5 protein-coding genes are annotated in these 6,704 nt (G+C 61.2%); 4 read left to right on the top strand and 1 reads right to left on the bottom strand.

What is annotated here, in order from left to right:
• Nucleotides 1-138 precede the first annotated feature (138 nt).
• On the bottom strand, nucleotides 139-2,856 hold the full coding sequence (locus tag CO666_RS30170) for an AMP-binding protein (protein WP_097615686.1): 2,718 nt from the start codon (nucleotides 2,854-2,856) through the stop codon (nucleotides 139-141).
• 279 nt (nucleotides 2,857-3,135) lie between these two features.
• On the opposite strand from CO666_RS30170, the gene CO666_RS30165 reads away from it, so the two are divergent.
• The 4 genes from CO666_RS30165 to CO666_RS30150 all read left to right on the top strand — a co-directional run bounded on the left by CO666_RS30165 (nucleotide 3,136) and on the right by CO666_RS30150 (nucleotide 6,704).
• The gene (locus tag CO666_RS30165) at nucleotides 3,136-3,750 is read left to right on the top strand and encodes a cupin domain-containing protein (protein ID WP_097615689.1); all 615 of its coding nucleotides are present in this window, start codon (nucleotides 3,136-3,138) and stop codon (nucleotides 3,748-3,750) included.
• Between the two features lie 136 nt (nucleotides 3,751-3,886).
• A complete protein-coding gene (locus CO666_RS30160) occupies nucleotides 3,887-4,828 on the top strand; it encodes an ABC transporter substrate-binding protein (RefSeq protein ID WP_097615685.1) in 942 nt (313 codons plus the stop codon).
• Nucleotides 4,829-4,899: 71 nt separating this feature from the next.
• Nucleotides 4,900-5,697 (top strand): ATP-binding cassette domain-containing protein, encoded by a 798-nt coding sequence (locus CO666_RS30155; RefSeq protein WP_097615684.1) that lies wholly within the window; start codon nucleotides 4,900-4,902, stop codon nucleotides 5,695-5,697.
• Nucleotides 5,694-6,704: an ABC transporter permease gene (locus CO666_RS30150; protein ID WP_097615683.1), complete on the top strand. Its 1,011-nt coding sequence runs from the start codon at nucleotides 5,694-5,696 to the stop codon at nucleotides 6,702-6,704. The genes CO666_RS30155 and CO666_RS30150 overlap by 4 nt, the downstream gene beginning before the upstream one ends.

The following is a 6,704-nucleotide window of genomic DNA, read 5'->3' as shown; positions in this document are numbered from 1 at the left end:
GAAACCGGACTCGCTCCCGTCGAGTTCAGACGCCGCGAGCATATCGCACAGATCCAGGATCACGGCGTTTCCTGAGTTATACCCTGAAGTCCCCCTTGTAGCGCTCAAGCGAATCTCAGGGTCTTCGGTTCGCTCCTATCAAGGCGTGTTACTATCGAATTGCAGACCCGGCGATCGCGTTCCACTCGAGGCGCAGGTTTGAGAACCAATTAAGTCACGGACAACCATTCGCCGCACCACGAACGGTCGCTGTAGCAATAGGGCGGGCTGAGGCACGTCGGTGTTCTTTGCTATCGCCATTCCGCCAAGCAGGTTGCGGAACTCCGCGACTGTTTTGTTTGCGAAGATGCCCACTGCGAGGCCGCCGGCGATGGCCAGCAGGTGAAAGGCTGGGGCCGGCAAGGCGCCGGCCGCCGGCGTCATCAGCAGTTCCGGTACGAAGCGGTGCAAGAGGTAGATGGGGAAGGCGGAGACTGCGACCGGCGTCACCAGACGGGCGAGCCAGACGGCCAGACGAATCCGCGGCAGATAGAGAAGGGCAAGAAGTGCGGCGAAGATCGTCAGATATTTGATCGTCGTTCCAATCCAAACCGTTTCCCAGAAGGCGAGATAACCGAGCACTGCCGCAGCCAGCGCCGTCAGAACCATGCGCTGCGCCGCACGATCGGCAAGGCCGGCGCACCAGCCGAAAATGCCGAGGTGGAAACCCCAATAGATCGTGAAAATCTGCCGCTTGCCGATGTCGAAGACGAGCGGCAGAGAAAAGCGCGCGGCAACCGCCAGCCCGAGCAGGCCAAGCGAAAAGGCAAAAGGCCGCGCCCGCGCGAGCTTGCGCACCGCAGGCACCGCGAAAATGAGCGAAAAGACGAGAAGCATCTGCGCATAGGCCTCGATGAACCAGTAGAGATAGGGAACCATCTCGTGGCGTTCCGGATCGGCATAGCCGAAATTGCCGGTCAGCGTGATCGAGGCCCAGGGCACCGTCCGCCAGGCGAACGCATAGACGGCAACAATAAGGAAATAGGGAATGAGAACGTTGACGGCGGGCCGCAACGCATGACGGAACTGGCCGGCGAGGAAATGGGCCGATTGGAAGCGCGCCAGGCTGAAGCCGACGAGGAGCAGCATGACGCCCGATCCGCCGGGGATGGGCCACAGCATCTCGTGATGCACCACCACCAACAGAATGGCGATCGCCCTCAGGACCAGATCGGTCGGCAGCGCCCTGATGTCTGCAAGCCGGGAGGAGCGTACCGCCGGCCGGCCATTGTCGAGTTCGGCGATCCGCGCCTGCGCCCAGCCTTCCGGCAGGTCGACGCCGAGCCGATCGAATTCCATGGTCAATTGCAGGAAGCGAAGGGAATCGCCGCCGAGCGAGACGAAGCTGTCATTGCGGCCGACGGTGAGGGGATAGAAGATGCGGGCGTAGGCTTCGAGCACGCTGACCGCCGCCGGGCGATTTTTCTCGCGCGTCTTCCGCATCGTCTCGCCGAGGCTGTCATAGTCGATTTTGCCGGAGGCAAGCCTGGGTAGATCCGTCTGCTCGGCCACGCAGATCAGGTTCGCGGGAAGACGGCTCGCCTCTGCAAGGATCCGCCACGCCCGATCGGCCACGCCAGCATCGGTCACATAGGCCTGCAGACCTTCATCGTCGCCCAGCACCGCGGCCGCGATGCCCGCCTCCACCAGCACCTGCTCCATGATGTCGAAGCCGATCCGCAGTCCCGCGACCTTGGCGAAACGGCTTTTCCGCCCGACGATCCGGAAGAAACCCTCTTCGTCGCGAACGGCAATGTCGCCGGTGTGCAGCGCCTCGACCTCGGCCGGGCGGGCGAGATCGGCGCGATCCGCGCCGTAGCCCATCATCACGTTCGGGCCGGCATAGACGAGTTCTCCAGCAACGCCCGGCCGGTCGATTGGATTTCCGTCATCATCGGCAAGGCTGAGGCTGCCGCCGGGGATGGCGATGCCGATCCGCTCTTCATTGTCCGACAGGCTTTCCGGCGGGACGAAGGCGATCCGGGCCGCCGCCTCGGTCTGGCCGTACATGACGAAGAAGCGGCCACCGCCGGCGCTGATGTAATCCCGGTAGCGGCGAATGAGTTCGGGCGCGAGCCTGCCGCCGGCCACCGTCATGAAGCGCAGCGCCCCGAGCCCGGCCGTTCGGAAGCGCGTCTTTTCCATCAGTTCGTAGGAATAGGGCACACCCGAAAAATTGGTGCAGCCGCTTTCGCCGATCACTCCAGCGAAATCCTCGCTCATCACCGAGACACCGGGCAAGAAAATGCTGCCGCCGACGATCAGATGAGAATGGAGGACGGATAGTCCGTAGGAATAGTGAAGCGGCAGGACCAAGGCGGCCCGGTCGGCCGATGAAAGCTCGAGATAGTCCGCGATCACACGCGCATTGGCGTCGAGATTGGCATATGAAAGACGCACGGCCTTGGCCGCGCCGGAACTGCCGGAGGTCATCAGCACGAGAGCGAGATCGGGATGAAGTGGCTGCGTGCGGCCAGGCCGGCTTTCCTCGATCAGACGCCAGCGCCCGTCGGCCGGCCGGAAGGTAAAGTCCGGCTGAAAGGCTGCGAGAAAGTCACTCCAGAGCCGGTCGTCGCATGGCGGCAGCATGGCCACGGCGTGGCCAGCGCGCAACGCGCCGAGATATGCAACGATCATATGCTCCGAGGTTTCCGCCGAGATCGCGACAAGCCGCTTTTCTCCCTGACCCAGCCGCTCCGCAAACCGTAAGGTCCGCGCGTTGAGATCGGCATAGGAAAGCGTCCGCCCATCGGCGAAAACAAGCGCCACGCGATCATCCGCGCGGACGATTTCGGACAAGATGTCGACAGGGGTCATGCTTATGCTTCGGATTGCCGGAAAACCTGCCGAAGCGCGTATAATCCTTGAGTATAACAGTCAACTAACCAGCGGCATGACCAGTCGGTTTTTCGAGCCAATGGGGCCTTCAGGTGGTGGCGATTGAATAGAATCGTGAAATTGTTCGGCCCTCTGGCTACTAGCGCGTGTGGCATAACGCCGCCGCAACATTCTCCGCCCAAAGCATCCCAACTGGACAGCGCTTGCCTGAAGGACTTATGATTGAAGCCCCGATTAATGCGATGCTTCAACATGAATATGGTCAAGCCGCCTGTGCCGTCTGAAAGCAGCCGAGAGGATAAGGTCCAATCGAATCCGGTGCGGCTCGGCGCGCGCCTCAAGCTTGCGCGGCAGACGCGCGGCTTGACGTTGAAGGCACTGGCGCTGGCTGCGGATTGTTCCGAAAGCCTGCTGTCCAAAATCGAAAACGGCAAAGCTTCGCCATCGTTGCCCATGCTGCACCGGCTGGTGCAGGCGCTCGATTCCAATATCGGCTGGATGTTCGAGGAGACGGATGCCGATGAGGGAGTGGTATTTCGCGCGGGCACGCGGCCGCTGATCTCACTCGATCCGCTGCGGCGCGGCGAAGGCATATCGCTCGAACGCATCATTCCCTATTCGCAGGGCCATCTGCTTCAGTGCAACATTCATCATATCGATGTCAGTGGTGAGAGCGCCGGGCCGATCCAGCATGTCGGCGAAGAGGTGGGGTACGTGCTCATCGGCGAGATCGAGTTGATGATCGGCGACAAGACCTTTCGCCTGTCCGCCGGAGACAGTTTTGTGTTCAATTCCGAACTTGCCCATTGGTATCGCAATGTCGGCAACCAGCAGGCCTCGATTTTCTGGGTCAATACGCCGCCAACATTCTAAATTTTCTCAGAAAAATCTACTTCTTCATTTTTCCGATCATTGCCATTCAAGTGACTTGACAAGAATTCAAGTCACTTGAATAATGCTTCTTGTAAATTCTGTTGCCGCCCGCGGCTTCTAACAAGGGGAACCTAAAATGGGTCGGACCAAATATCTCCTCGGCTGCGCTGCAGCCGTTGCCATGACACTTTCCATGGGTGTTTCAAGCGCCTTTGCCGATACTTTCGCGCTCGTCACCATCAATCAGCAGGCACTCTTCTTCAACCAGATCAATGATGGTGCCAACGCCGCCGCCAAAGCTGCCGGCGTCGATCTCGTCATCTTTAATGCCAACAACGTGCCCTCGGCGCAGAACGATGCGATCGAGACCTATATCACTCAGAAGGTCGACGGCATCATTCTGGTCGCCATCGATGTCAACGGCGTGAAGCCGGCCATCACTGCGGCTAAGAATGCCGGCATTCCAGTCATCGCCATCGATGCGCAGATTCCGCAAGGCGACAACATCGCCTTCGTCGGTGTCGACAACACTGCGGCCGGTGGCGAGATTGGCAAGTTCTTCTCCGACTACGTGAAGAGCGACATGGGTGGTGCTGCAAAGGTCGGCGTCGTCGGCGCGCTCAACTCCTTCATCCAGAACCAGCGCCTTGATGGCTTCAAGGCAGCCGTGGGTAAGGGCGGTCAGAAGGTTGAATTCCTCAACACCGTCGACGGCCAGAACGTGCAGGATGTCGCGCTATCCGCTGCCGAAAACCTGATGACCGCTAACCCCGACATGACGGCGCTCTATGCTACCGGCGAGCCGGCGTTGCTCGGCGCGGTTTCCGCCGTCGCCAGCCAGGGGCGCGGTGATAGCATCAAGGTCTTCGGCTGGGATCTGACGAAGTCCGCCATCGATGGCATCGACCAGGGGTTCGTCACGGCAGTGATCCAGCAGGACCCGGCCGGTGAGGGCAAGGCCGCGGTCGAAGCGCTCGTCAAGGTCAAGAAGGGCGAAAAGATAGAGCCGATCATCAACGTGCCGGTCACCATCGTCACCAAGGCGAATGTCGATCAGTATCGCGACGTGTTCAAGTAAGCCGAACTGCCGTCGCCGCCCGGCCTGACGATCAGGCTGGGCGGCCGGATTTCCAGCAAGGGCCATTGAATATGACCGACACGCAAGTCAGCCGCGTCCGCATGACCGGCATTTCCAAGCGCTATGGCGCTCTGCAATCGCTCGATAACGCCTCGCTCGACCTGAAGCCGGGGGAAGTCCTCGGCCTGGTGGGTGACAACGGTGCGGGCAAGTCCACCATCAGCAAGGTTCTCTCCGGCGCGGTGATCCCGGATGCCGGTACGATTGAAATCGATGGCAGAGAAGTTGCCTTCACCTCGCCGGCCGATGCGCGTGCCGCCCGCATCGAGATGGTCTACCAGGACCTGGCGCTCTGCGACACGATCGATGTCGCGGGTAATCTCTTCCTTGGTCGCGAGCCGAACCGGCGGGTGGCCGGCATACCGATGCTCGACAAGAAGCTGATGCATGAGCGGGCGCGCGATATGCTCTCCAACCTCGGCATCGTCATTCCCGATACACGCATGAAGGTGGAAAATCTCTCGGGCGGCCAGCGCCAGTCCATCGCCATCGGCCGCGCCGCGTCCTTCAATCCTTCCGTGCTCATCATGGACGAGCCGACGGCAGCACTTGCCGTCGCCGAGGTGGAGGCGGTCCTCGAACTTATCCGTACGGTCTCGCAACGCGGCGTGTCCGTCATCCTCATCACGCATCGCCTGCAGGACCTCTTCCTCGTCTGCGACCGCATCCAGGTAATGTATGAGGGCCACAACGTGGCCGAGCGCCGGATCGAGGACACGAATATCGAGGACGTCGTCAATCTGATCGTCGGGCGAAAGTTTGCCGCCCGGTCCGCAGGCCACAACCGGGAAAAAGGCGTCTCCGCATGAGTTCCGAACCCAACGCCTATGCCAGCCATCCGCCTCGCATGCGCAAGGCGACGATCCTCGACAAGTTCGTGGCCAACGGCGGCGTCATGTCGATCGCGCTGTTCTTCGTGGTCTGTTGCCTGTTCTTCTCGATGACGACCGATGCCTTCCTGACCGCGCCAAACCTCCTCAACGTGATCAGGCAATCCGCCCCGCTGCTCATCGTCGCCGCAGCTATGACCTTTGTCATCACAACCGGCGGCATCGACCTTTCAGTCGGCTCCGTTCTTGCCTTGACAGCTACACTTTCGGCCGCAGCCCTTCAGGCCGGCGTGCCCTGGCCACTTGCTATCGTGCTGATGCTTTTGCTCGGCGGCGTTGTGGGCGTCATCCAGGGTTACTTCATCGCCTACGAGCGCATCCCCGCCTTCATCGTCACGCTCGCCGGCCTTTCTGTGATCCGTGGCTTCGCGCTGCTCATCACCGGCGGCTATTCGATCCCCATCGAGCCGACGAGCCCCTTCGTAGCGCTCGGCCGCGCCTGGCTGCTCGGCATTCCGGCTCCGGCGCTGATTGCGATTGTCATTCTCGCTATCGCCTACATCGCTTTCAACGAAACCCATTTCGGCCGCTACGTTACGGGCGTCGGGGCCAATGCCGAGGCGACGCGGCGGGCAGGCGTCAATACGCGCCGGGTCATCCTCTGGGTTTATGTGCTCTCGGGCACGGCGGCCGCGGTGGCTGGCGTTATCCTCTCCGCCCGTCTCGGTTCCGGCTCCTCGAATGCGGGACAGGGTTTTGAGCTGGATGTGATCGCAGCCGTCGTGCTCGGCGGCACCAGCCTCTTTGGCGGACGCGGTTCACTGGTAGGTACGATCCTGGGCGCACTCACCGTCGCGGTGCTCGCAAACGGCCTCATCCTCTCGCATCTGTCTCCCTTCTTCACGCCGATCGTCACCGGCGTCATCATCCTCGTCGCGATCTGGCTGAATTTCCGCCTGTTCCGCGGTGCCGCCAAGGGGCGCTGA

This window comes from Rhizobium chutanense (genome assembly GCF_002531935.1).
Classification (GTDB): Bacteria; Pseudomonadota; Alphaproteobacteria; order Rhizobiales; family Rhizobiaceae; genus Rhizobium; species Rhizobium chutanense.
Note: the sequence above shows the minus strand (reverse complement) of the source record. Positions and strands in the feature narration are given on the sequence as shown.